The following is a 24,583-nucleotide window of genomic DNA, read 5'->3' as shown; positions in this document are numbered from 1 at the left end:
ACTACGCCTTTGAAATCATTCACTCAGGCTTTGAAATCATTCAGCTGGCTTGGATTTCTTCAACGTATTTTCTTTTTTAGATTTACTTTCTTTCTTAGATTTATAAAGCGCCTCAATGGCAGAGAACAAGGTTTCCAACGCGCCGTCAAACCGATCCCAGGTGGCTTGCTCTTTTAGATCCAAACCGGCAAACGGGGAATCCAGCGACTCACGAATGGTAAGATGCAGCAACGCCGCCCCTAACATGGCTGTGATCTCATGATCGTAATCGGTCATTTCAATGTGATCTTGCCCCATCATTTCTCTGACTAAATTCAATGAGCTACGAGTTCGAGAAGCGATCAGGCTTTTGGTGATTTCATTGTTTTCGACCATTTCCCAGGCATAGATAGCAACGGTGTGCGGACGATTTTTTAGCGCAATACGAAAATTTTTGAAGATGGTTCGACAACGCTCTCGCAAAGTCAGAGCCTTGAATTCGGCTTCTGGCATTCCACGAATTTCCTCCACCGACGGCCAGAAGCTATCGGTTTCACCGTACGCCTGAATCAGCCCTTCAAGACCACCAAAATATCGGTAGATCAATGTCTTAGCAACGCCCGCTTGTTTGGCAATACGATTTACGCCCAGGGCTTGGTACCCTTCTTCCGCCAATACTTCCCCAACTGCAGAAAGAATTTTCACCTTGGTTTGTTCTTTATTCTTAATCTGGGACATATCACCCGCTGCCATCTACGTCGTCTACACTGTGCATCATACCCTTGAGCAATAACTCTAAACACTAACTGCCTCGCAAAAATGTTACTTAGAGGTAACATCACATTGACGAACATTTTTTGAACACCTACATTATGTAACCAGTTGGTAACATAAATATACAATACATCCAATCAGGCAGTTTCGATGTCGCCTCGCGATGGTTATAGAAAAGGACACTAAAACATGGCTCTTGAAACACTTTTATCAGAAACACTTGGTATCGTTCGTAAACCATTCCTTCCTAAAGTGTTGAATAAGAAACTGACATTAATTACTGGCGGAAGCAGCGGCATCGGATTAGCCGTAGCACGTCAAATTGGTGAAGCTGGCGGCACTGTGATTCTGGTAGCTCGTGGTATTGAGAACCTTGAAATCGCCAAGAAAGAAGTTGAAGAGTTGGGCGGCACAGCACATATCTACAGCTGCAACTTAAGCTCAACCGAAGCCTGTAAAGAACTGGTTGAAACCGTTCTGAAAGAACACGGCCCAATCGATGTATTGATCAACAACGCCGGTCGTTCTATTCGTCGTTCAGTGAATGACGCCTATGATCGTATGCACGACTTCCAGCGCACTATGGATCTGAACTACTTCGGTTGTTTACAGCTGATTCTTGGTTTCTTGCCTTCGATGCGTGAGCGCAAAAGAGGCCACATCATCAATATTTCATCCGCCGGTTGTCAGTCAAACGTACCGCGTTTCTCGGCGTACATTGCCAGTAAATCTGCGCTTGATGCATTCAGCCGATGCCTGACCAATGAAGTGGCACAAGACAACATCAACATCACTACGGTTTATATGCCATTGGTACGTACACCGATGATTGCGCCAACCAAGTCCTACGATTACTTGCCGGTCATGTCTCCGGAACGCGCAGCAGACTTAGTGTTGAAATCCCTGATCACAAAACAGAAGAAAGTAACGACTCCGTTAGGTTCTCTGGCTGAAGTGGTTTATGACGTATCGCCAACCACCGCGACTCGTATCATGAACTTGAGCTATCAGTTTGAAGAGAAACTGAAAGAGTATAAGAAGAAGCAAAAAGAAAAAGCGGCTAAAACCAAAACCGCTTAATCTAGTTTTCTTCTATAAAAAGAGCCTCATTTCGAGGCTCTTTTTGTTCCTAATCATGAATGTCTAATACGGATCGCCGTCAGCCAACACCCGTTTGGACAGACGATAAAAAATCCACATCCCCAAGCCATCACACGCCAGATCCAACAAATCAAAGTTTCTGCTGACAATGAACAGTTGGCTGAATTCTTCAATCACCGCAAACAGCCCAACCAATAACAGCGCCAGATTCATGGACACGCCCAGCTTAACCGACTTCCCCAGTAAAGTGAGGTTCAATACAAAGGTCAAAACACCGAAGATGATGGTATGACCAAGTTTGTCACCATTAGGAAGCTGTTGAAGCCAATCCACCAGAAAGTAGCTTTGTCCCTGATTGACTTTGTACAAGGTGCCAACGATCAAACCAATCATCAGCACCAACCCCATCCAGGCGTTTCGTTTAAAGTGCATGATCATCACTCCACCTTCTCCCCTTTCGAAGCGAACGACACGGCAGAGGCTCGATCACCCACGTCATACCAATCAATATTACGAGTCGCCACCATCACCACAATCAGAATCACAAAGGTCAGCAAAGATCCCATCAAGAACGCCAGATCTTCCGAGCTGATAATCATGTAGAGGCATAGATAAAGCACCGACAACAAACCGCTGTACAACAGGGATAACTTCACGCCTTTTAATACATAGCTGAGATAGAACATCAACAACGCGATGCAAGCCACTGACGCAATGGCATAAGAAAGCCCAAAAGCCAGATGTTCAGACAAAGAGACTAACAGCAGATAAAAAATTGCATTCGCAAACCCCACCAAGGTGTATTGAATCGCATGAATTGGTAGTCGTTTAACCACCTCAAAAATGAAGAAGGAAATAAAGGTCAAACCAATAAACAGAATGCCGTATTTCAATGCCCGATCCGACTGCTGATACACGTCCACCGTTTCTATGTGCTTGGTGCCAAAACCACTGAACAGCAGCCCCGAACATTCCCCCTTGGCACAACCGACCACTTTTTCGCTGATGTTGTTTGCAAAGGATGTGGTTTTCCAAGTGGCTGAATACCCATCTTCTGAAATCGAGTGCTGTACAGGTAAAAACTTCCCGGTGAACTCCGGGTGCGGCCAATCCGATGCCACAGACACCTGACTTTCGATGCCGGTTGGTATGAAAGACAAGGATTCCATCCCTCGTAAAGTCACCTGATAACTAAAACCCAAGGCCGATAAGGTGTTATTCGTGAAATCAGGAACAAAGGCATGAATGCCCTCTTCATTTCTCTCGAACATGCTTCCAGGCATGAACTTAATCGCCTGATTTAGCCACTGTAAACTCGGAATGCTGTTAATGCCCCTTGGGTCCGATACGGTAGAAAACAAATAGGCAGGCAGTAGTTCTACTTTATCGGCTGAAGCCTGAATGTCGCGCAATTGATCCTGAATGCGTTGGACATCGAACGTCCCCGATACATCAAAATCGGCGGTATACACTGGGACTTTATAAATCCCTTTATAGCGAATGTCGTTTTCCACCTGACTTTTTATTATCAAGGTTTCAGGATTAATAAAGACCTGCTTCTGTTTGATAACTTCTTTCTTTTGCTTCAGTGATCCGTCTTTATTCCATACATCGACGTAATCCGTGGCGATGTAAGGAATCACCAGAATCGGGCCCATCAATTCCTGAGCGCCGGTCCAGCTTTGCGCCACGCTGTCTTTGGCGGATTGCAGGTACTGATTACGTTCGTAGATTTTGTCGGCAATTAAGCCCAGAGGAATTAAGAGAACAAAGGCGATCACACCGATCACCAAAAGTTTAATGGCAAGTGCTTTTTGCATGAGGTATCTCCTGAAAGTATTTGATACTTCCAAGATACCTCGCCAATGTGGGGACAAAATGAGGTGAATGTGAAGTGACAGTGTGTTTTATATGTGTGTGAGTTTATGTGAGGTTCACATCACTGACTGACAGGCTCACTTGGGCCAAGTAACTTGAGCCACACAGCCAGAGCCAGAGTCATTTTCTAACACCACGTGCCCATGATGCAGTTCCACAATTTCTTTCACAAAACACAAACCAAGCCCTGTGCTCTTTTTGTGGGTATCGGGGCGATTCAACGAATAGAAACGTTCAAAGACCCGGGGCAATGCATAGTCTGGAATTCCCGGCCCTTGATCGATGATTTGTAAACGACTGGAGCCATCGGACAGTGTGGCAATACTTATGTTGATCACACTTTGTTGAGGGCTAAACTCCAGCGCATTTTGTAGCAGGTTATCGATCACCTGAGACAGAAGAAACGCATCGCCATCCACCACACAAGCATCACCGTCTACCACACTTTCATCATCGCCCGCAGCATCGATCGATACATCAACCGTCATGTCTTTTGATTCAAGGGCGACTCGTTTGCTTTCGACCACAGCCTCAACCAAGGCAGGTAAAGATACCGGTTCTGTATTTTCCAGCGTCCCTCGCTTTTCAAGGCTTGCCAGCGCCAGCAGACGATTGATCAGTACATCAATGCGATCAGTCTCATCCAGAATATTGCTTTGAAAGCGTTCGAAATCACTGTCTTTCATCGTCGGAGACAACAACTCTGCCGCACCTTTAATGGCAGAAACTGGACTCTTTAATTCGTGCGTCAGTCCATGCACATAGTTTTCAACATAGGCTTTGCCTTCGAGCTGTTCACGCATGTTTTCTATAGCATCCGCCAACTTGGTTAGCTCAACTTCGCCCACTTTCGGCACTGGCACTTTTCGGCCATTGGCGATGGAGTCCGCATAGTCCACCAGCTTACGAATAGAACGTGTTAATCCGAAAGAGAACACAGCGCCGATCACAATCGAAATCACAATCAACCAAAAACTGGTGGTTTTAATTTTAAGCAGCGCAAGATCGATAAAGGGTTGAACCGTTTGGTTGGGCTTAGCCACCGTCAACGAACCAATGATCTGCCCGTCTTTCTGAATCGGTGCGGCCACATGCATCACCGTACTCAATTCGTTAGTCGGGTCGAGTTTGGTGCTCCTGGCACCGTATTGACCACGCAATGTCAGATAAACATCATTCCATTGGGAATAGTCTGCACCGAGATCCTTACCTGTCGAGTCATAAACGACCTTGCCCTGATCGTCCGTTATGTAGATTCGCAGCTGACTCGATTCTTTATCTACCGAAAAAATCTTGGCTCGATAGGAGCGAGCAAGAAATCGATCAATGCTTCGGGCAAAACTATGATCCTCAAGCTGGCTCTGTTGATTAAATGTACCTTGTTGAAATTCCTCACTGACCACCTCGGCCAACAGATTCGCCGTATCGACCAGGGTATCTTCGGTGGTCTGACGCATTCCCGGGCGCAATTCGGAGATAAAGACGTTGAGCAACAAATAGGTCGCGACACCGAGAATGGAAAAATTGGCCAGGAAAATACGAAGATTCAGGCTCATTGCTCGGCCTTCAAACTGTATCCAAGCCCGCGATGCGTTTTGATCACATCTGCTTGTTCATCCACCTGTTTGAGCTTTGCGCGTAGCGTTTTGATATGAGTATCCACAGCCCGGTCAAAACTCTCTTCCGGAGAACGCCAGACTTTTTCCATCAACAACTCACGAGAATAGATTCGCTCGGGTTGTTGCATCAGCACTTCCAAAATCCCGTATTCATAGGCTGTTAAGTCCAGCATCTGATCATCATAGAAGACACGTTTGAGCTGGCTATCCAACCGTAAACGGCCACGAACGAGGACTGAAGATTGGGAATCGTCAGATTCCACAGAAGCAGTTGAAGCGGCCGAAACATTGAGTAACCCCGACTGGCGTCTCAAAATGGCTTTAACACGCGCAGCCAGCTCCCTTGGGCTAAATGGCTTCACCACATAATCATCGCCGCCGATTTCCAAACCAACCACACGATCAATTTCATCCCCTCGGGCGGTCAGAAAAATCACAGGTACATTGGATACACTGCGGATGGATTTACACACCTCGAACCCGGAGACATCAGGTAAACCCACATCCAAAATCACAAGATCCACCTGTGATTGCTGACAACGAGCTATCGCAGGCTGACCTAACGACAGCCATTCCACATCCAACCCTTCCTGAGTTAATGCGTATATCACGTTATCCGCAATTCCCTGTTCATCTTCAACCAATAGAACTTTATGCACGCTGTTACTCTGACTCACTTCCGTTTGGGGCAAGCATACCTTATTCAGAAGTCTGTTCGGAAGTTAGGGAAAAAGAAAAGAGCCCCATTAGAGGCTCTTGTAGATTCTACAGACAGGTCAAAGAATGAAGCCCTAGCACTTACCTTTCTTTGCTTGACCAGGGGGGCAGAACTCGCTGTCTTTGTCTTTCTTGTTATCTTGTGTTTGAGCTTCCACTTCCACACCACCTACTTCGCCTTTAACCTGTTGCAACTTACAACCTGCCATTGATAGCGATAACACCACAAACATCAGGGCTGAAAATAAACGCATATGCCACCTCGAAATAACGTCTTCTAGAAAAAATTATAGTCTGACCTTTAAATACCGACATAAGGCTTAGAGCAGAAATACTGTTTCGGCCGCTCATAACCTCGGAAAAAGGTCAGCGCTTCGACAACACCTAGCGCCTTTTGTTACGCCCCAATACCTCACCTTGCCGATTACTTCACACTTAGGGTCAAAGATCATAAAAATGAAAGAACTTGAGTCTATTTAGCACAACGTTCCAAGGTTTTCTTATCGGTTCGGCTAATGGGCAATTCACAATCAAGCTGGTTACCTATGGCTCTAAGCTTATCATTCAAGCCAATGTGAATGCCGGTGCCTCGTCCTGAATGAGCGGAATACAATGCGGGGTACAAAGGCGCACCCTTGATATCCAGTGTCGTTGTGGCTGAAATGAGATACTTAGGCGCTTCACCCCAGTCGGGTGCCAGCACAGCTTGATAAGCCTCATCGGATGCCATGAACTCAATGAATTTCATTGCCAACAGTTGCTTTGTCGGTGTTAACTTTGCATCCACCGCCAGTGCATCCACCCAACCAATGCCACCACTCTTTGTTGCTTTTGCAAAGTCAGGCAAACGACGAACAGCGATGTCTTCTGGTGAAACACACCCTGAACTTTCGGTGCAGTTATCCAAATAATATTGAATGCCGTAATGAAGCGACTCTGAGTAGCCCACATAAGCGCTCGACTTTCCAGACACAAAAGCTCTTGAGTAATAGCCGGTGCGATCATGCAAGTCATCACTCCGACAAAAACCGGCAGGACAAGACTCCAACATCACATTCAGCTTGGACAAAGCCTCGTCATCAAGACGGTCACTTTCACTAATCAACGTCTGAGCCTCATCCAACCCATAGAGTTCAGACAGTACCGTCAAATACCACTCACCGAGCGTTGATTTCCCTTTGAAATCCACAAACAAACTCTCGTTTCTTGAGGACAGAATCTTGTTCAAGTCACCCCAAGTAGCCGCTGACTCAATCTCAGTATCCCCTTTCTTGTAGAATAAGAAATTGCCGCACAACCAATGAGGCACGCCATAAGTCTTACCGTTTCTCGAAACCGCAGCTTTCACCTCGTCTGAATAATCTTCACGAGGCAACTTTAGCTCAGTTATTTTCCCTGACTGAATCAAATCTGATAACAGAATCGTATCGACTTCGTAGACATCGGCTTTGGTCGCCTGAAGTCCTCCCGAATAGTAATCCCACAAAATGGAACTATCATCGACCAACTCCAGATTGACACCGGGGTTTCCGGATTCAAAAATCGCTTCAATTTTATGAAACAGAGCAAGACGATCAGGCACATACGGATACAGTGCGACACGCAGTGTACTCACCTTGGTTGGCTCCGCCTGAGCAAAACAGGAGGCCATGAACGACATCATGACCACAACAAACATCCCGATTGTTTTCTTCATACATTCCCTTTGAATACAAAGTTCCCTTTAGAGATAAAAGCCCCTTTAAAGATAAAAACACGTCGTTAAGGCAGACTTCCCAACATCCAAGCAAAGACTATGTCGCCCGAGTACACCTTACGAACTCAATCATCATTAGAACAACGCCTACAAACACCGTAATTGACGCCGCTGCCAACACCGGATCAATCGTTTCCAGCGCTACGAACTGTCCATAGAACAAGAACAACCCGATCAAAACAACGCCGGTGCCTAATTGATGAACATAGAACTGTGTGGACGCTAATTTAGACGTGGAATTATTCAACCACAACTTGTGACATAAGCCATAAATGAACGAAAGTAAGAAGCCAATCAGCATGATGTGGGCATGAGTGACAAGCTGCCCATGATCTTTGGAGGCCGCCATATAAATGCCTAATAAAAGACCCAGAATCGCATAACCAAACGCAGTCAGAACATACTTACGGTCCATAGCAGGAGCCCTCTAGTCATACAGATTGCAATAGCTAAAGACAGTGTAGACCAGAGGCAAATAACAGCAGCGTTATTTTGATGCTCAGCGATTGATGTGCAAGGTAGGAGATTCTTGTTTATCGACAATATAAAACACGGTGAACACCGCCGTATCACTGCCCGTGTTATTGAACTTCAGAATATTCACATCCTGAGGCTCAAAGAAAGTATCACCTTCGTTCAACATGGTTTCCTCACCGCCTTCCTCTTGATAAGCGATGGTGCCTTGGTTCACGACTCCGAAGGTAGGTACAGGATGAACATGAGAAGGGGCTGCAAAACCTGGGGGAATCTCAATGCGTTGAGATTTAACAAATCCAGAGTTTCCGGCTACCTCTACGCTCCGGAAAAACTTATCTTCCCTTACCGGTTTCTCAGCACTGATTGCTTGAGTAGATAGTGATACACCTAACACAATCAAGCTGGCGGCTTTCCTTAAATTCAAAGCAGACTCCAAAACATCTAACGAGGGTATGAATAACGTCCCGATCCCTTTTTCCAGATGCTAGATACTATCCTACGCTTTGTTGTTATTTAACATTTTAAATAACATGATTATCCGTTAATGATTAACACCCCGACCGCCCTTGCTCCACAGCATAGGCTGCGCCACCTATATTTACTCGCCCATTGTTTTGTAAATAGATGGGAAACATACCTTGCTCTCCCCGATCCGTCGAATAGGTCAGAACGGTAACACCGTTTATGAGCTGAATGTCCCATGTACCTGTCACGGTATTATTAGATGCGCCGCCGGCCGTTCCCGGCACAGACCAACTTCCCTCTTTGTAATAGGAATACCGGCCGTTTCGACAAAAGTTAATAATCGTAAGCGTACTGTTTGAACTTATGGCGGACCCGGAATATGAGGTTAATCGGGCACCCGATAAGCCCGCCTTCCATTGATCAACAATTGAATTAGCAACCGCATGAAATGAGGCTAAAGAGAGAACGATAGTACAAAGAACTTTTTTCATGGTGCCACCCTTTGAAAACAAGTCTGTTGTGATCTTCTAGCTACTGCTCTTCTAACAAAACCGTTCTAACTATAGCAGTGCGTGATAAGTCCTTTGTGATAATCCTTTATAGCTTTGAAGTAATTTTCTTCACATCAAGCCAAACAGGCGCTTTATGGTTGCTGGCTTGAACATATTTCACCGGAACCATCCTTGGTCAGAAATTATCTAAAACGTCATTTGAATTAAGTCGTTTCGATGGCCTTTATTTGATCTTCATTATGATGATTATGACTACGGGCCCATTTCATAACAGCGGCCATAATAGGCACCAAAATACCGATAGAGAAAATAATCCACTGGAAATTATTAATGCCGGCTACCGACATAGCCTGGGTTTGGAGATGCCCTCCCATGAGAGCCGCAGCTTGCTCAGCACTCGGTGAAATGACACTCTGCTGTAACATTGCGCCGACCCTTTCCTGATGAAGAGAAAAGGTTTCACTAATGACATTGTAATTCTCAGCCAGCCGACTGACGGAGTTTGCCGTTTCAATGCACATCAACCGTGAAAATTCGGTAATTGCCAGCATGGAACCGAGGTTTCGAAACAGATAGAACCAGGCTATTCCCTCAGCAGCTTGATCTCTAGGGAAGCTTCGCAGGATATGAACAGTCAGGGTAATGTTCAGAATTCCCACAGCCAATCCCTTTAACAATATCGCAGTCCAGAGATCTGCAGCACCACTATAGGCGTTGCTGCCAGTCAACAACCAACATGCCAACAACATAATCCCCACACCCAGAGGAATTACACTTTCTGGATTCCGAGCCGGACTGCTGGTTACCCACAGCGCAATCATCAGACCAGCAAGCATGCCGCCAAATCCGATTACTTCCAACTCGCCCAGTTGTTCATGACTATAATGCATCACCTGTGTTACGTAGACTGAGACCAAAATAGTCGTCCCCATAATTACAAATCCAGCAACAGCGGCATCGATCATACCAACCTTACCGTGAGGGCTTGCTAGCGCGTTACAACGAATATATTCCCCAGTGCCCCAGTGACGGTGTATCGCCATGATTGCCAACACTAACAGCACTAAAGTTAGTAGAGAGAGAAAAACAATTTGAGGATCTCGGAACCAATTAAAGCGTTCCCCGCGCAGCAGCAAATAAGTAATGCCGCAAATTGCACTGCTCAACAACACAGCTTGCAACCCGTTAAACCGAATCGCCTGCCTTTGATCCGGACAGGGCCACCGCCCAAAACGCCCCCAATACAACATCATCAGAAAAGGCACAACCTGAACAGCGAAAGACCAGTGCCAAAGATTATTTTCAGCCAGTTGAGCAAGGATAATCGGGTACAGACTCAAGGGAATTAACACCACACAGAGCAGCATCCCCCCTTCAACCAGAGCGATGGTACGGAAACTCAAGTTGGTTAATACCATTCTGTGTGCACACAACAACAGAAACGATGCCGAAATACCATGACCGAGCCAAGCAATCATTTGCGGAGCCGGATTCATCCATAGACTACTCACCAAAGCACTGAGCAAACCAATGCCAGCACCAAGCCGAAACAAGTTGCGATTTCCAATACGGTAAGCCAGCCAGGCAGCTAAAGGGAAAGACGCCAATTGACCAAACATATTCAACGTTTTTAGCCAAGTTGCTTCATCTGCGGATAACCCAAGAGTGCCAGCAATTTCCAAGGCGCCTGTGCTATAGATTTCGCCAGTTATTCCCTGCGGAATGAGAGCTAATATTGCTAAAGCAATAAGAGGGAACGTTTGAACCTTCATATTCGAGCCTAGCTATTAGTATCAATTTCAACTTCGGCCGATAAGCCGGGAACAACCCGCCCCCGAAGACCATCGGGGAGCTGTATCGAAATTTTCACCGGTACGCGTTGCACAATTTTGACAAAATTCCCGGTTGCGTTATCGGGTGGCAACAAGCTGAACTGGGCTCCCGTTGCAGGTGCGGCACTCATTACCTTTCCTTCCAAATGATGATCTGGAAAACTGTCCAATTTGATTTCAACCTTTTGTCCGGATCGAATATTAGTAATCTGGTTTTCCTTATAATTGGCTTCAATCCAAATATCATCCACAGGAACGATCGCCAACAACGGATTTCCCTTATTGACATAACGGCCTGTACGAATTGCCCGATTTCCAATCACACCACTAATAGGTGCACGAATTTCGGTATCCTCCAAATCAAGAACAGCTAATTCCAGGCTTGCCTTGGCTACATCCCGCTGAGCAACTAACTTCTCTCTTTCTGTCAGCAAAGTAGTGAGTTGTTGTTCGGCCGCTGTCAATTTTAGTTTGGCCGCCTTCAAAGCTGCCCGGGACTGCTTCATACGATTATGTTGTGCGTCATGACTTGAACTTGAGATCATATTCTTTCTCAGAAGCTCAGCGAAGCGCTGCCACTCCCTATACTGAAAGTTGGCATCGGCCTGTGCCGCTGCAATGACCGTCGCCACCTCGTCAATATTGACCTTCTGAACTTCAATCCGTTGATCGGCGTTGGCAATAGAAGCTTCTGCCATAGCAAGCGAACTTTGCGCCTGATCTCGACGAGCCAGGAAATCACGTTTATCCAATTCCGCCAATAGATCACCTGCCTGTACGGGCTGATTATCATTGACATAGACCTGAGTCACGATACCCGCAACTTCGGCACTGATGAGTGAAATCTCACCATGCACATAAGCGTTATCAGTGACCATGACGCCGGCTCGTGGCACTAGGTAGATATAAAACCCGATTGCAGCCGTTGCTAATACACACGCCACAATACCTTTCTTCAATTTCGCCTTTATAGTCATAGTCACTACCTCATCTTTTACGGATAACACCGAGTCTCTAGCTCAGCATCATACCCACCTAGATATAATACTGTACTGTACTGTACAGTATTATATCTAAGAGCAAATCGATTGCAATTGATCCAATAGAAAACCGATAGGATGAAGTTGGAATTACAGATGAGTGGAAAACATAGTTAGCCCATTTATAGGGCTACTACATTTATAAAATTGATCAGGAAAGCTACCTTTCCGTGTGACCATCCTGATAACTGCGCAGAAAAGCCTCAACCGTATGTACAGCATACTCATCACGTTCTGATTCACTCGGTAACCGATTAGCAATCAGAGCATCGAAATAGCAGTTACCTCTAAGAGCCCCCAGCAGTTGTTCGCAGGCCAAACGAGTATTTTCAATCTGAAGATGTCCCAATTGGCTTTGCTCATCAAGAAATGATTGCAAGGTAGATTGCGAATGATAGGGCCCACGTTCAAGGAAATACTTCACTAATTCAGGGGCATTCTGAGTTTGAGTGATGACCAGCCTGCAAAGCTTCAATAATGGCGGACTGTAAATAAACCTCAGGTATTTATGAGCAAATTGCACCAATTGTTCTTGGATCGAGACATCAGCCACCGCCTCAAACTTTATGATTTCCTGAAACTGCTCGGTCATTTCCGTAACGACCGCCTTCAATAGTCCCATCTTATCGCCAAAGTAACTATACAAGGTCAGCTTGGAACCACCGCAGAGTTCAATTAGCTGATCCAACCCCGTATTTTCATATCCCTGCTCCAAAAAAAGTTCTGTTGCTGTTTCCAGATAACGTTGTCGCTTTTTTAAACTCGAAGGTCGCATTGGTTCTCTCTTCAATACTCTAGCAGGGTTAAAGGCAGGAAAGACTATCCATCAATATAGTACTCAATAGTATTATATTTTGAATATTAAACTAAGACCCTATCTATCCAATGACCCAAGGAACTTTCCATTAGATATCACAACGAACGTACGCCCGTTAATCTCCGCGTTCAAGAGGCAAACTACGATCAGCCGACCACTCCATAAGCCCTCCGTCGTAAACGGCCACGTTTTGATGTCCTAGCAAATGAAGAACAAACGCATCGCTCGAAGCCGCAATACCGCCACCACAGTAGGTAATAACACGTTCAGCCTTCATCATAGGGAGAAACAACTTACGCAATTCTTCGAGCGGACGATATCGCATCGTCTTACGATCAAGAATTTCCCATGCGGTCACATTTTTTGCGCCCGGAATATGCCCTCGGCCCCCATATTCTTTACGCTCACCACGATGTTGACGACGGCCCAGTGCATTGACGATGCAGGTGGTTGAATCTTCGATCGCTGTCAGCACGTCCTCTTTGCCAACAATGAGTTCCGGTCGGACATGCGGGATGAATCTTGTAGCCGGATACACACAAGGTTTCGAAGAAACCGGACGCCCTTCAAGCTGCCAAGCCGTCCAACCACCATTGAGAACCGCTGCGTCATCAAAACCGAAGGTGCGAAGCATCCACCACAAACGCGTCGCCCACATATTCTCCCGCGCATCGTATAACACGACACGAGTGTCTTTCCCGATACCAAGTTGGCCCATATGGTCGGCGAACCATTCCTCAGTTGGCATTGTGAATGTGCGGGAAGGACGTTTGGGGTCCGATATTTTCAAGAGATCGGCAAATGTTGCACCTGGAATGTGGCTACGCTTAAACTCACGCCAGCCACTTCTAACACGCGGGAATGGCCAGAGCTTAACTTGCACTGTGGCATCTACGATTCGTAGATCAGGATCATTGAGGTGTTGCTCTAACCATTCTGTCTCGACGAGAGGAGGAAGAGGCTCTGTTTCTGGTGTATGCGGATTGAATTCACTCATGGCTATCTCCCTGGGGAGCTGCCCCAGTGTCTAACGCCTAGCCATTGCCCAAATTCAATCACAAGCTGAAGTTAGGTATTGTCTCTTCCAAAGTCCACAGCGTCCTTAGATAACTTATGAACAAATTGATAGACAATGGATTTGTACTCTTCGATATCTAAAAGTCTAGAAGGTCTACGCCTTTCCTTCCACGACATGAACGCCCAATTACGCTGCCTCGGCTCAATTCGAAACGTCCCCTAATATTCAGGGCTACTGGACTGAAAAATAAAAACAAAGCAACGATTTTTCGATCCCGCTAGCTGGCCTCGATATACCCGGTTTCCAAGTAGATAAAGCCTATAATTCAACGAACTTTGGCAGAGCCATTAATAAGATGCCCACCCCAAGCACAGCAAAATGGTTTTCGATGAAATAGGGGTAAATCATAAGAGCAATGCCAGTGTAACGTATGACAACATTTGCCTGCTTCTTGCCATAAATGAAGTACCCCAGCCCTATTGAGCCAAATATCAAACCAAGAATGAGAGATCCCGAATCAAGCAATTTAAGCTACCTCAAGTTTTTTGATAATGGCAATTATTGCAACGATAAGACTGGCAAACGCTATAGCAAGTGATCCAATGGCAATTTTGTTTGATTTAGTTGCTTGATCCAAAGCCCTATCAGAATTCCTACGTCGTTCTTCGGCCCTCAGCATTTCTAGTGCCATCGGATCAGCTACATTTTGATAGGTCTCAACTAGTTCGTGATCAGATAGATCAGAAAACATATTTCCTTCAGTTTTATCAGGCATCTAAATGATTCCCTATAGCCGATTGAACATAACAACACAATTCTGCGTCTTAAGAGTGCAAGATCAGTTTTCCTATTTTGCGCCGCACTCCCTGACGCATGTTTCATAAAACAATAACTTAATACACATTCAGAAAGACTTCATCCCCAAACTTCGTCGCACTGATGATGATAAGCTGTCGTTTCCAGCCAGGAGTTGTTCAACAAATACAAAAAATCCCAGCCGAAGTTAGGATCATGAAACGTTATTCAAATACAAAACTCTATTCAGGGCAGATGTTTTCATCGTCACCGCACACCGCGCCTTCACGAATCCAGTTGAGCAGTGTTTGATAGGTGGTTTCGCCATAGAGGGTGTTGCGGAAGATTTGAATGCCGCCGCCGTGTTGGCGTTGAGTCGGTTTTAGTAACAGTAGGCTGTCTTGTGGGGAGGCCAAGTTGACTCGGGCACGCACATCGAGATATTGGTTGGGGTTGCTGTCGTCGTAGTAAACAGGAATACCTTGTCGTCCGGTGGTGTCGTTATGGCAGGCGCTGCATCGGGTCCGGGTGTCACTGCCCAGTATGGGGCGAATATCGTCCACGAAGGTTAATGCGCGTTGGTCAATGCCTTGGCTGTCGATGGTTAGAGTGAAGCCGCTGGTATCGGTAGCGCCAGAGTCGTTCCCGACAGTTAATTCAATGTCATAATCGCCATCGGTGTCCGTCGTAAATATCGGGCTGATTACAGTATCTGAGCTGAAGCTAAAGTTCGCTCCCACCGGCGCATCAACCACAGCCCATGAGTAGCGATCACTGAATAAGCTTTCCGACGCGGTGAGCTGTACCGGGCTTTGCGCTTGGCGATCTTCACCTGGGCGAGCATACGGTGCGCCGGGTTCTTCCACTTCTCTGTTGGCATTGAAGACATCAAAGCCAGCCAGGAAGGAGGCCAAGCGTGAGGGCGCGCCTTCAGGGTCATCCCAGAATTTTTCATAGTTCCGCAGCGACAAGGGCATCACACCACGGCGAAAGACGTATTCGATGATCTTATCGTTGTAACTGATGAACTGTTCGTAAGAAGAAAAGGAGATGGCATTCGCCAGGCTGATCAGTTCACCGTTCACTAAGGTGGTTTCACGGTTCCCCGCTTCGGTACCTCGTAATGAATGGCAGCTGACACAGTGCGGTTCTATCACTTCGGTGTACAACAACTCCACGCCTTCAGGCCGGGAATCCGAGGCTTGCCAACCTTCAGGAATATCCTCTTGATAACTGTCGTTGGGTAAACTTTCGCCCCCATAGTGGCCTTCCAAAATATCGATAGCAAAGTCACCCCACCATTTACCACGAGTGTTCGCATCCCGTTCGGTAATTTCCTGATAGCTGTTGAGAATCCACTGATTCAGCAATTTCAGGCTGGCTTCCTGATCGGTTCGTGTCTGGCCGGACTCCTCGCCATATTCAAAAGAGTCCAGTTCCAAACGATTAAATTTGGCCGTCAACACCGATTGTTCAGGGAAAGAGCCGTCCTCATTCAACGGCAGCATGGTCCCGCCATGACACACCAAACACATAGTCGGCATGTACTTAATGCCTCGGCCATCGAGATTCGCTTTCAGAATTCGGGATTGGTCACCGTTACCGTCTTCCGGTGAAAAGGTAAAAAATTTCAATATACGGGGTGAATCAGGGTCGTCCAGATCGAGCCTCGAAAACTCAATGGCATTAGTGCCGATGTGGCGATTGCGATCCTGAGCCAAGGCCGCATCCAGGTTCAAAGGCCCATAGTTAGAGCTGCTGCCTTCCTGAAAAATCACCACGTAGTTATCCACATAAAAAGCCAAGCCGCCGTCTTCGGTGGTGCGCGCGTACATGTCCCGGCCATAACCTAAGTCTTTGGTGTCCCGGAAGACCACATGAGTCACGCCACCTTGATCAAAGCCGTTGGTGCGTTTCCAATCCGCCAGAGTTGTGCGTTCGTCGTTCGGATCGATTAACTCATAATAGGCTTCGGCATAGGCTTGCGAATCGATCTCTGAGGCATCCAGAGTCCAACTTAATGACGTTGATGTGCCGGCCTCATTCGCACCTTCATCGGCAATGACCGAGCCGTTTTTCATCAAATACAGATGCCCGGCGATGCTGGAATTTAAACTGAACGACAAAGCACCTGACTGACTAAGCGTGAGGTCATGAGACGGGTTATTCTCCGGCGTTGCTGCGCTGCCAGCCAAACCACTGCCAGCCAAACCACTGCCAGCGGAACCACTGACGGTTGAACCACTGACCACAGGCCAACTGCCGGAAAAGCTTTGGCTGGAACCGTCCGGCAGTGTCACCGTTAATTGGTAACTGCCCGATGCGCCATCGGTTTCAGGGGAGACCACCACTTGATAGTCACCCACACCAAATTTCGCCTGATCATTAATAAAGGAAAGGAAGCTGTCCGGCGTCGTGGAGGCATCCACCGTCACCGGCTCCACTTCGGTATCATCGCGCCCGTCACAGCCGGTTAAGCCCAGCAAAGACACACACACGACCACCAACAGCCACGAAGGTTTTGAGTGAGAACACACACGCCAAAGAGGTTTAAATGCCATCATCAAAACCTCGCCAATACAGACAAACGATAAATCCGACGATAGTAATCGTTATTACCCTCGCCATTGACCGACGCCCACAGCACCGAAGCATCAAGCGACCAACTGTGGCCGAAGCCCTGATTCAGCCCAGCTACAAAGGCATGAGTGGTTGCATCGAGCCGATACGCCACCCAGGTGCCGCAAAAGTCCTCGGATAAGGCTTCGTCGACTTCCAACTCGGTAGACGCCTGAATCAGGCCATAGATATCATCGGCGACGACACCATTACAGAAGGTCACCTGTGCGGAAGAGGTCACGTCCCCTTTCAAAAAACTGTAGGTGGAGTACAAGGCCAGATCCTTGGTTAACATAAGATCGCCATTGAGAAACACGCGGACATCCTCGGTATCCCAGACGCTACCATCGGAATCCCGGTATCGATATTCCGTCCCCAGGCTGGACGTCAGCCGATCAGTAATCCGTTTGGTTGCCACCAGCTGCGCTTTGATGACGTCGCTGTCCCGTTGTTCGGATTCGTACTCATCCATTTGCGCCGTGACGGACAACCGATAGAAGGGTTCGAGAAACCCAAAGGTGGGTTGATAACGGATGGAGGCTTCCACCCCCACCGAGCCCCGACTCATACTGCGGGCGGTTTCATAGGCTTGCCCGGAGAGAAAGCCCTTTAGCGAAAACGCCGAGTGAAAGTTCAGTTCCTGATTCATCAGCAAGCCGATCTCGCCTTCCACAAAATGATCTTCAATGGTGTCGCGTTCACGTTCCGCCTGGGAAAGGTTATCGTCGTAGCCAACCGTGAGTTCGGAGTCCACAAAGAACGAAGGTTCTTCCGCCCAGCTCACAGACGAGCAGGTCAGCAGCAAAGACAAACCGAGCGATGTAAGACTCGTCTTACGAGGGGTAAACATCAATCCCTGACTCCTTACCAAATTTATTCTTATCAGTGCAACGAATGTGCGCGTAGGAATGAACCCTGGCTGGCGATAATCTCATCCAGCCCTTTCCTATCAGTAAAGCCAATAACCCGAGAATTGCCCAGAAACCGAAACTGCCACCCGAGCCGGAAGGTTGCCCCTTCGGTGCCGACAAGCTCTCACCGGACGCTTCGGAAGACACCGTCGCGACGCCACTCGGGTCCACAATCACGCCATTGACCTCGCCATCTGCATCGTTCGGCCCGCCGTCTGAGATGTTCAGTTGCAAACAATCGGCAAAGCGTAGCAAGCCGCTCTGATATTGCTCATTGCCCGGTGGCGGACAGTAGCCATTAACTCGACTGGCCGACTCAATGAAGTCGGTACTGGTTTCGACAAATTCATACCATTCCCCATCGGCGAACTTACGGTAACTGGCAATCGCCGGAACACTCTGGGTTAGTGGAATCACCAATCGGGCGACACGGTTGGCTTCGGTCAGTCCTTTTACTTCAAAGTCATATAAGCCACCGACAACCGAGAAATCACCATCAGAAATCACATTGCCGTTTTCATCGGTCAGGTCGTCACTTCGGACAAATGCGCCACCCTGATTATTCGCCAATGCGGTCGCACCTATGGTCATTTGCAGGCCGGCTTCAACTTCGATGAAATCCGTGGTTTCTGACCCTAAGGTCGTGGCCGATAACCGGGTGACATCATTCACAGCGTCTTGATAATCCGCCACGCCATCGCCGTCCGAGTCCGTAAGCCCTTCGGTAAGGTCGTCAATGCCATCACCATCGGAATCCCGTATGGCAAGTAAGGTCGGTTGTTCTGCTTCCACCAAGAAAGAAACAGAAGTCTCGGTACTGAGCACCCCATCAGACACAACAACACTGATCTCATAAGTCTGATTGGCGTCGAGCTGTTGAGGATCAAAGGATTGCGTTTCCTGTAGTTCCGAGGCAGACGTTAATGCAGCGTCTGAAGCAGACGGTAGAACATCATTAGAAAGAGCATCGGCAATGGCGTCGAGATGCCAGGTCAACGTCAGGTTGTCGTCATTGGCATCACTGGCGGCAGCAGAAAGGGTGACTGTCCCCGCATCCTGATAGACCCGTCGACTGATGTTATCGCTTTGGGTTAGCGTCACATCCAATTGCGGTGCGACGTTGCGATCCACAATCAACACCTCGTATTCGTTGACGTCACCAAGATAGGCACCGTCACTGACCGAGGCCACCGAGAGCACAATGCTCTCATCCGATTCCAGCAATTGATCGGACAGAATCGTCAGCTCCACGGTCGCGCTATTTCTTTCACTGCCATCTGTGTCATCAATAATGATGTCAGAACTGGCAAGCGCATAATCCTCGCCGGAAGCACTGCCCGATGCGCTCAACGTCACCGTCACCGGATAAGCAATGGCATCGCCATCCAACGACAGCGGAATCGAAAGCGTCGCGCCTTCCCCCGTCACAGACGAACCGCCGAAGACAAGAGCGGGACGAACCCTGACCTCCTGTATTGCGCTGGTTCTGTTACCCGCCTGATCGATAGCCTGCCAGGTCACCTGATGAACGCCAGGGCGTAACGATGCCGTACCATCCACCGAAATCATAATTTCATCATCTACATGGGTGATGGTGGTATCGACCACACCGTCATTACCATCGGTGGCCGATGCAGTTAAAGACACAGTCGTCAGATACGCTTCGGCATCAAAGGTCACTGGCGAGTCAAAGCTGATTACAGGGGCTACGCTGTCCACATTCAACGAAGCACACTGTTCATCCTGCAATAACGCACAGGCGGTATATTCTTCGAGGTTGGTTAAACTGTCGCCGTCCAAATCCAACGAAGCATCGGCAGGGTCAAGCGGGTTCAAACCAAATTGCTCTTCTATCGCATCAGGTAAACCATCACCGTCGTCATCGAGATCACAGGCATTACCCAAAGTATCCGAATCGGTATCCAGTTGATCGGTATTGGCCGTGGTCGGGCAGTTATCCACATAGTCAGCCACGGTATCACCATCGCCATCAAGTAAGTCCACGGTCAATGCAATCGAGACTTGCGCGGCGGTTGCCCCGTCTTCCAAACCGTCGGCCACACTCACCATCAGGGTATAACTGCCTGCCGTATTCTGCCCCGGCAGCCAACTCAACAAACCTGTAGACGATACAGTCAATCCAGTCGGTGCGCTGAGTAAGCTAAAGGTGATACCAGTGCCATCGTTGCTGTCATCCACGTCAGACACCACCAACTGCAATTGCCACGCAGACAGCTCGACTAACGCCTGAGCTGCTGGAGGGGTCACAGACACAGGGTCATTTACTGCGGTTACTGAAACGGTGAACGATTGTGAATCCGTCAAACTGCCGTCCGACACTTCTAATGCGACCGAGCCTGAGCTGACACCGTTCTGCGGAGTCCAAGAAATCAATCCGGTATTTGTGATGGTCATGCCATCCGGACCGCTGGTCAGGGTGAAGGTTAACGAGTCATCTTCAGGATCAGTAGCCGTAATCTGGTATTGGTAGGCTTCATCTTCAGTAGCGGTCGTAACTTCGGTACTGGTAATAGTTGGTGCGTCATTCACCGCCGTGACAGTAATCGCAAAACTTTGGGCCACCTGCTCCGTGCCATCCGATACCGCCACGGCCACATTGGCAGAAGTGACGCCTTCCAACGGTGTCCAGGAGATCACCCCGGTTTGAGCGTCGATGGTCATGTCGGTCGGAGCCGTCACCAAGCTGAAGGTCAGGCTATCACCATCTTCGTCAGAGGCATTGGCATCGTATTGATAGAGAATATCTTCGGTGGCCGTAGTCACTGCCGTTGAGCTAAACACTGGCGCATCGTTGACGGCGGTGACGCTAATAGTGAAGAGTTCGGTAGCCGGCTGAGCACTGTTCTCCCCGCCATCGGATACGGTTAAGGTCACTTGACCGGAGGTGCTGACGCCTTCGGTGGGCGTCCAACTGATCAAACCTGTGGAAGACACCACCATGCCCGTCGGCGCATTGCTGAGACTAAAGCTAATGTCTGTGCCGTTGTTGCTGTCATCAGGGTCATCCACCGTCACCTGATAGCTGTATTCTATGTCTTCGGTGGCTGAGGTACCGGCAGTGGACGTGATGGTAGGCGGATCATTCACCGCATCAACACTGATGGTCCAGCTTTGTGTGGCTGAAGTAGCACCGTCCTCGCCGCCATCGGTAACGGTGACCGTCACCTGGCCTGAGGATGTCACGCCATTGGTTGGCGTCCAGGTGATCAAGCCGGTGGAAGAAATCGCCATGCCAGAGGGTTCATTGGATAATGCAAAACTGATGTCGGTGCCGTTGTTACTGTCGTCCGGATCGGAAACCACCACCTGATAGCTGTATGCTTGATCTTCAACGGCAGAGGTCGAGGCCGCCGAGGTAATGGTCGGGCTATCGTTGACCGATGTCACCGAAATCGTAAAGAGTTCCGTATCCGGTAACGCGCCACTTTCCCCACCATCGGCCACGGTTAAGGTCACCTGTCCCGATGTGCTGATACCTTCGGTGGGTGTCCAGGTCACCAACCCGGTAGAAGACACCGCCATACCTGTCGGCGCATTGGTGAGACTGAAGCTAATATCCGTACCGTTGTTGCTGTCATCGGGATCACTGACCACCACCTGATAACTGTACTCAATGTCTTCCGTCGCCGTCGTACCTGCTGTAGAAGTAATCACCGGCGGATCATTCACCGCATCCACAGTAATGGTCCAATCCTGAGTGTCCGAGGTAGCACCATCTTCCCCGCCATCCGATACGGTAACCGTCACTAACCCGGAACTTAACACGCCGTTGGTGGGCGTCCAAGTCACCAAGCCAGTTGCAGAAACCGTCATGCCCGCCGGCTCATTCGACAAAGCAAAGCTCAAATCAATGCCGTTATTGCTGTCGTCGGGATCGGAGACCGTCACTTGGTAACTATAAAGTTCGGCTTCAATGGCTGAGGTCGATGCGGCCGAAGTAATGGTCGGGCTGTCATTCACGGCAGTAACCGACACGGTGAATTGTTCCGTATCACTAGCGGCACCATCTTCACCACCGTCCGAGACGGTTAAGGTCACCTGACCAGAGGTACTGACACCTTCGGTCGGCGTCCATGTGATTAGGCCTGTGGAGGACACAGCCATACCTGTCGGCGCATTGGTAAGAACAAAGCCAATGTCCGTGCCGTTATTGCTGTCATCCGGGTCACTGACCACCACTTGATAGGAGTATTGAATGTCTTCTGTCGCCGTTGTACCAGCGGTAGAGGTAATCGTCGGAGGGTCATTCACCGCAGTGACGGTGACCGTCCAGTTCTCCGTCGCAGAGGTTGCCCCGTCTTCCCCTCCATCAGCAACGGTTACGGTTACCTGTCCGGAACTTGTGACGCCATTAGCGGGGGTCCAGGTGACCAACCCCGTCGAGGAGACGGTCATGCCCGACGGCTCGTTTGATAAGGCAAAGGTGATATCCGTGCCATTATTGCTGTCGTCTGGATCGGAAACGGTAATCTGGTAACTGTACTGCTGATCTTCGGTGGCCGTCGTCGAAGCCGTTGAAGTAATACTCGGGCTGTCATTCACTGCGGTGACCAACACAGTAAACTGTTCACTGTCACTGGTGGCGCCGTCTTCACCACCATCTGCCACAGTGACCGTTACCTGGCCTGAAGAAGATACGCCTTCCGTGGCTGTCCATGTAATCAAGCCTGTGCTTGATACCGTCATACCCGTAGGTTGATTCGTGAGAGAGAAACTTAAATCCGTGCCGTTGTTACTGTCGTCCGGGTCAGACACCGTCACTTGATAGCTGTAAGCGATGTCTTCGGTTGCGGTGGTGCCCGCTGTTGAAGTGATGGCTGGCGAGTCATTCACTGCCGTTACACTGACCGTAAATATTTCGCTGTCACTGGTAGCGCCATCTTCACCGCCATCGGCCACCGTCACAGTGACCGCTCCTGATGAACTCACGCCTTCCGTCGGAGTCCAGGTCACCAAGCCCGTGGTTGAAACCACCATCCCCGAAGGCTCATTGGTGAGCGAAAAGCTCAGATCCGTGCCATTGTTGGAATCGTCCGGGTCAGACACAGTGAGTTGATAGCTGTACTGCTGATCTTCGGTGGCCGTGGTGCCTGCAGTTGAGGTAATACTGGGGGAATCGTTCACAGCGGTGACACTGACAGTGAAAATTTCGGAGTCCGAGCTGGCGCCATCTTCACCGCCATCAGCCACCGTCACGGTGACAGCACCCGAACTGGTAACCCCTTCTGTCGGCGTCCAGGTGATCAATCCGGTGGTCGACACCGTCATGCCGGTTGGCTCATTGGTGAGACTGAAGCTCAGGTCGGTGCCATTGTTACTATCGTCCGGGTCGGTAATGGTGAGCTGATAGCTGTATTGCTGATCTTCGGTAGCCGTCGTGCCGGCGGTAGAGGTAATGGTCGGCGCCACATTACAGGCACTGGTGGTAAAGTTTAAAGTCGAGCCATTGTTACTGCCCACCGAATTTGTGGCTTCCAATCGAAAATAGTAGGTGGTGCCGCAATTTAAACTGGTCTGAGTGGCCGAAACCGCCCCGGCACTGATTCCCCCTCCCGTACCGGAAGGCGACGTGGCCGCCTTATTCGAGGTGAGACTCATCGAGCTGGTGCCATAGGCAAAAGTCACCGTCGTATCTGCTCCGTTCTCATAGACAGAACCATTGAAAGTCGCCTGATACTTACTGACTGAACTGGCGGCACTGGTGGTCGCCGCCGGAGCCGCATTTTCCAGTCCGCCGTCCGAGACCCATTGCGCAATCAGACTTTTCTCTGTGGTATTAAGCGCGCCATTGGGCGGCATAGTGCCGGCGTTCACCCGAAAGCTAGCACGCACATGATTGGCATCATTGCCATCGATGACGCCACTAAAATCAAGATCGGAAACCGTGGCGGTTGCTTCTGCGTAGTTATCAAAATTGACACCGTCAGGTGCCGAACTCCGGGCCACTGCCCCCACCAGCGCACTGTTATGACAGCCCGTACACACCTGCACACTGTTGCTGTTGAAAATGTTGGCCTGAACGCCATCCGTTCCGTTGTAGGTAACAACAGCCTGGGCCTGTGGGCTCATCAAAACCAATAGTGGAGCGGATCTGAGCAGGGAGTGGACTAGGGTTTTCACTGGTACACCTTTTCGAAGGTCATTTTTTCAGTCTAGACACTCCTTAAAGGAATCAGATCACCGACCTTTATACAAAAACAGAACACACTCTCTCAGAATCAGAATAATCAACTGTAGTTAATCAACACAAAA

19 protein-coding genes and 1 pseudogene are annotated in these 24,583 nt (G+C 48.7%); 1 reads left to right on the top strand and 19 read right to left on the bottom strand.

The features are described 5' to 3' along the window. Positions 1-36 precede the first annotated feature (36 nt). Entirely contained in the window at positions 37-717 is a 681-nt protein-coding gene (locus QQL66_RS19400) for a TetR/AcrR family transcriptional regulator (RefSeq protein ID WP_284383758.1), read from the bottom strand. Between the two features lie 225 nt (positions 718-942). Here QQL66_RS19400 and QQL66_RS19395 point away from each other — a divergent pair, with 225 nt between their 5' ends. Further along, entirely contained in the window at positions 943-1,833 is an 891-nt protein-coding gene (locus tag QQL66_RS19395; RefSeq protein ID WP_284383757.1) for an SDR family NAD(P)-dependent oxidoreductase, read from the top strand. A 63-nt stretch (positions 1,834-1,896) separates the two neighbouring features. Here the strand turns inward: QQL66_RS19395 and QQL66_RS19390 are convergent, their stop codons facing one another. The 18 genes and pseudogenes from QQL66_RS19390 to QQL66_RS19310 form a co-directional block, all read right to left on the bottom strand. Continuing rightward, positions 1,897-2,286, bottom strand: a complete 390-nt coding sequence (locus QQL66_RS19390; protein WP_284383755.1) for a VanZ family protein — start codon at positions 2,284-2,286, stop codon at positions 1,897-1,899. 5 nt (positions 2,287-2,291) lie between these two features. Further along, the gene (creD, locus tag QQL66_RS19385; RefSeq protein WP_284383753.1) at positions 2,292-3,674 is read right to left on the bottom strand and encodes a cell envelope integrity protein CreD; all 1,383 of its coding nucleotides are present in this window, start codon (positions 3,672-3,674) and stop codon (positions 2,292-2,294) included. 135 nt (positions 3,675-3,809) lie between these two features. Next, complete coding sequence (creC, locus tag QQL66_RS19380) at positions 3,810-5,288, bottom strand: two-component system sensor histidine kinase CreC (RefSeq protein ID WP_284383752.1); 1,479 nt, start codon at positions 5,286-5,288, stop codon at positions 3,810-3,812. Continuing rightward, positions 5,285-6,010, bottom strand: a complete 726-nt coding sequence (gene creB, locus QQL66_RS19375; RefSeq protein ID WP_284383750.1) for a two-component system response regulator CreB — start codon at positions 6,008-6,010, stop codon at positions 5,285-5,287. Before creB ends, creC begins: the two co-directional genes overlap by 4 nt. Positions 6,011-6,142: 132 nt before the next feature. Next, on the bottom strand, positions 6,143-6,322 hold the full coding sequence (locus QQL66_RS19370) for a hypothetical protein (protein ID WP_284383748.1): 180 nt from the start codon (positions 6,320-6,322) through the stop codon (positions 6,143-6,145). Positions 6,323-6,540: 218 nt separating this feature from the next. Next, complete coding sequence (locus QQL66_RS19365) at positions 6,541-7,764, bottom strand: extracellular solute-binding protein (RefSeq protein WP_284383747.1); 1,224 nt, start codon at positions 7,762-7,764, stop codon at positions 6,541-6,543. Between the two features lie 97 nt (positions 7,765-7,861). Then, the gene (locus tag QQL66_RS19360) at positions 7,862-8,239 is read right to left on the bottom strand and encodes a TonB-dependent receptor (RefSeq protein WP_284383745.1); all 378 of its coding nucleotides are present in this window, start codon (positions 8,237-8,239) and stop codon (positions 7,862-7,864) included. An 84-nt stretch (positions 8,240-8,323) separates the two neighbouring features. Then, positions 8,324-8,725 (bottom strand): cupin domain-containing protein, encoded by a 402-nt coding sequence (locus tag QQL66_RS19355; RefSeq protein ID WP_284383744.1) that lies wholly within the window; start codon positions 8,723-8,725, stop codon positions 8,324-8,326. A gap of 124 nt (positions 8,726-8,849) precedes the next feature. Further along, a complete protein-coding gene (locus tag QQL66_RS19350; RefSeq protein WP_284383742.1) occupies positions 8,850-9,257 on the bottom strand; it encodes a hypothetical protein in 408 nt (135 codons plus the stop codon). Positions 9,258-9,481: 224 nt separating this feature from the next. Further along, positions 9,482-11,050, bottom strand: coding sequence for an MFS transporter (locus QQL66_RS19345; protein WP_284383740.1), 1,569 nt, complete (start codon positions 11,048-11,050; stop codon positions 9,482-9,484). A gap of 8 nt (positions 11,051-11,058) precedes the next feature. Then, positions 11,059-12,087: an HlyD family secretion protein gene (locus QQL66_RS19340; RefSeq protein WP_284383738.1), complete on the bottom strand. Its 1,029-nt coding sequence runs from the start codon at positions 12,085-12,087 to the stop codon at positions 11,059-11,061. 223 nt (positions 12,088-12,310) lie between these two features. Beyond that, positions 12,311-12,925 carry a TetR/AcrR family transcriptional regulator gene (locus tag QQL66_RS19335; RefSeq protein WP_284383736.1) on the bottom strand — a complete coding sequence of 205 codons (615 nt, stop codon included), beginning with the start codon at positions 12,923-12,925 and terminating at the stop codon, positions 12,311-12,313. 157 nt (positions 12,926-13,082) lie between these two features. Further along, positions 13,083-13,715, bottom strand: a complete 633-nt coding sequence (locus QQL66_RS19330) for a sulfurtransferase (protein ID WP_284383735.1) — start codon at positions 13,713-13,715, stop codon at positions 13,083-13,085. A 72-nt stretch (positions 13,716-13,787) separates the two neighbouring features. Further along, a pseudogene (locus tag QQL66_RS21270) lies at positions 13,788-13,964 on the bottom strand (hypothetical protein); the annotation flags it as partial. Between the two features lie 547 nt (positions 13,965-14,511). Next, positions 14,512-14,760, bottom strand: coding sequence for a hypothetical protein (locus QQL66_RS19325; protein WP_284383734.1), 249 nt, complete (start codon positions 14,758-14,760; stop codon positions 14,512-14,514). A gap of 262 nt (positions 14,761-15,022) precedes the next feature. Continuing rightward, positions 15,023-17,344, bottom strand: a complete 2,322-nt coding sequence (locus QQL66_RS19320) for a hypothetical protein (protein WP_284383732.1) — start codon at positions 17,342-17,344, stop codon at positions 15,023-15,025. Beyond that, complete coding sequence (locus tag QQL66_RS19315; RefSeq protein ID WP_284383731.1) at positions 17,344-18,270, bottom strand: hypothetical protein; 927 nt, start codon at positions 18,268-18,270, stop codon at positions 17,344-17,346. The genes QQL66_RS19320 and QQL66_RS19315 overlap by 1 nt, the downstream gene beginning before the upstream one ends. Next, positions 18,233-24,451, bottom strand: coding sequence for a beta strand repeat-containing protein (locus tag QQL66_RS19310; RefSeq protein WP_284383728.1), 6,219 nt, complete (start codon positions 24,449-24,451; stop codon positions 18,233-18,235). The genes QQL66_RS19315 and QQL66_RS19310 overlap by 38 nt, the downstream gene beginning before the upstream one ends. Positions 24,452-24,583 lie beyond the last annotated feature (132 nt).

The organism is Litoribrevibacter albus, from assembly GCF_030159995.1.
In the GTDB taxonomy this organism is placed as follows: domain Bacteria; phylum Pseudomonadota; class Gammaproteobacteria; order Pseudomonadales; family Litoribrevibacteraceae; genus Litoribrevibacter; species Litoribrevibacter albus.
The sequence above is the reverse complement of the archived record's forward strand: the minus strand, read 5'-3'. Positions and strand labels throughout refer to the sequence as shown.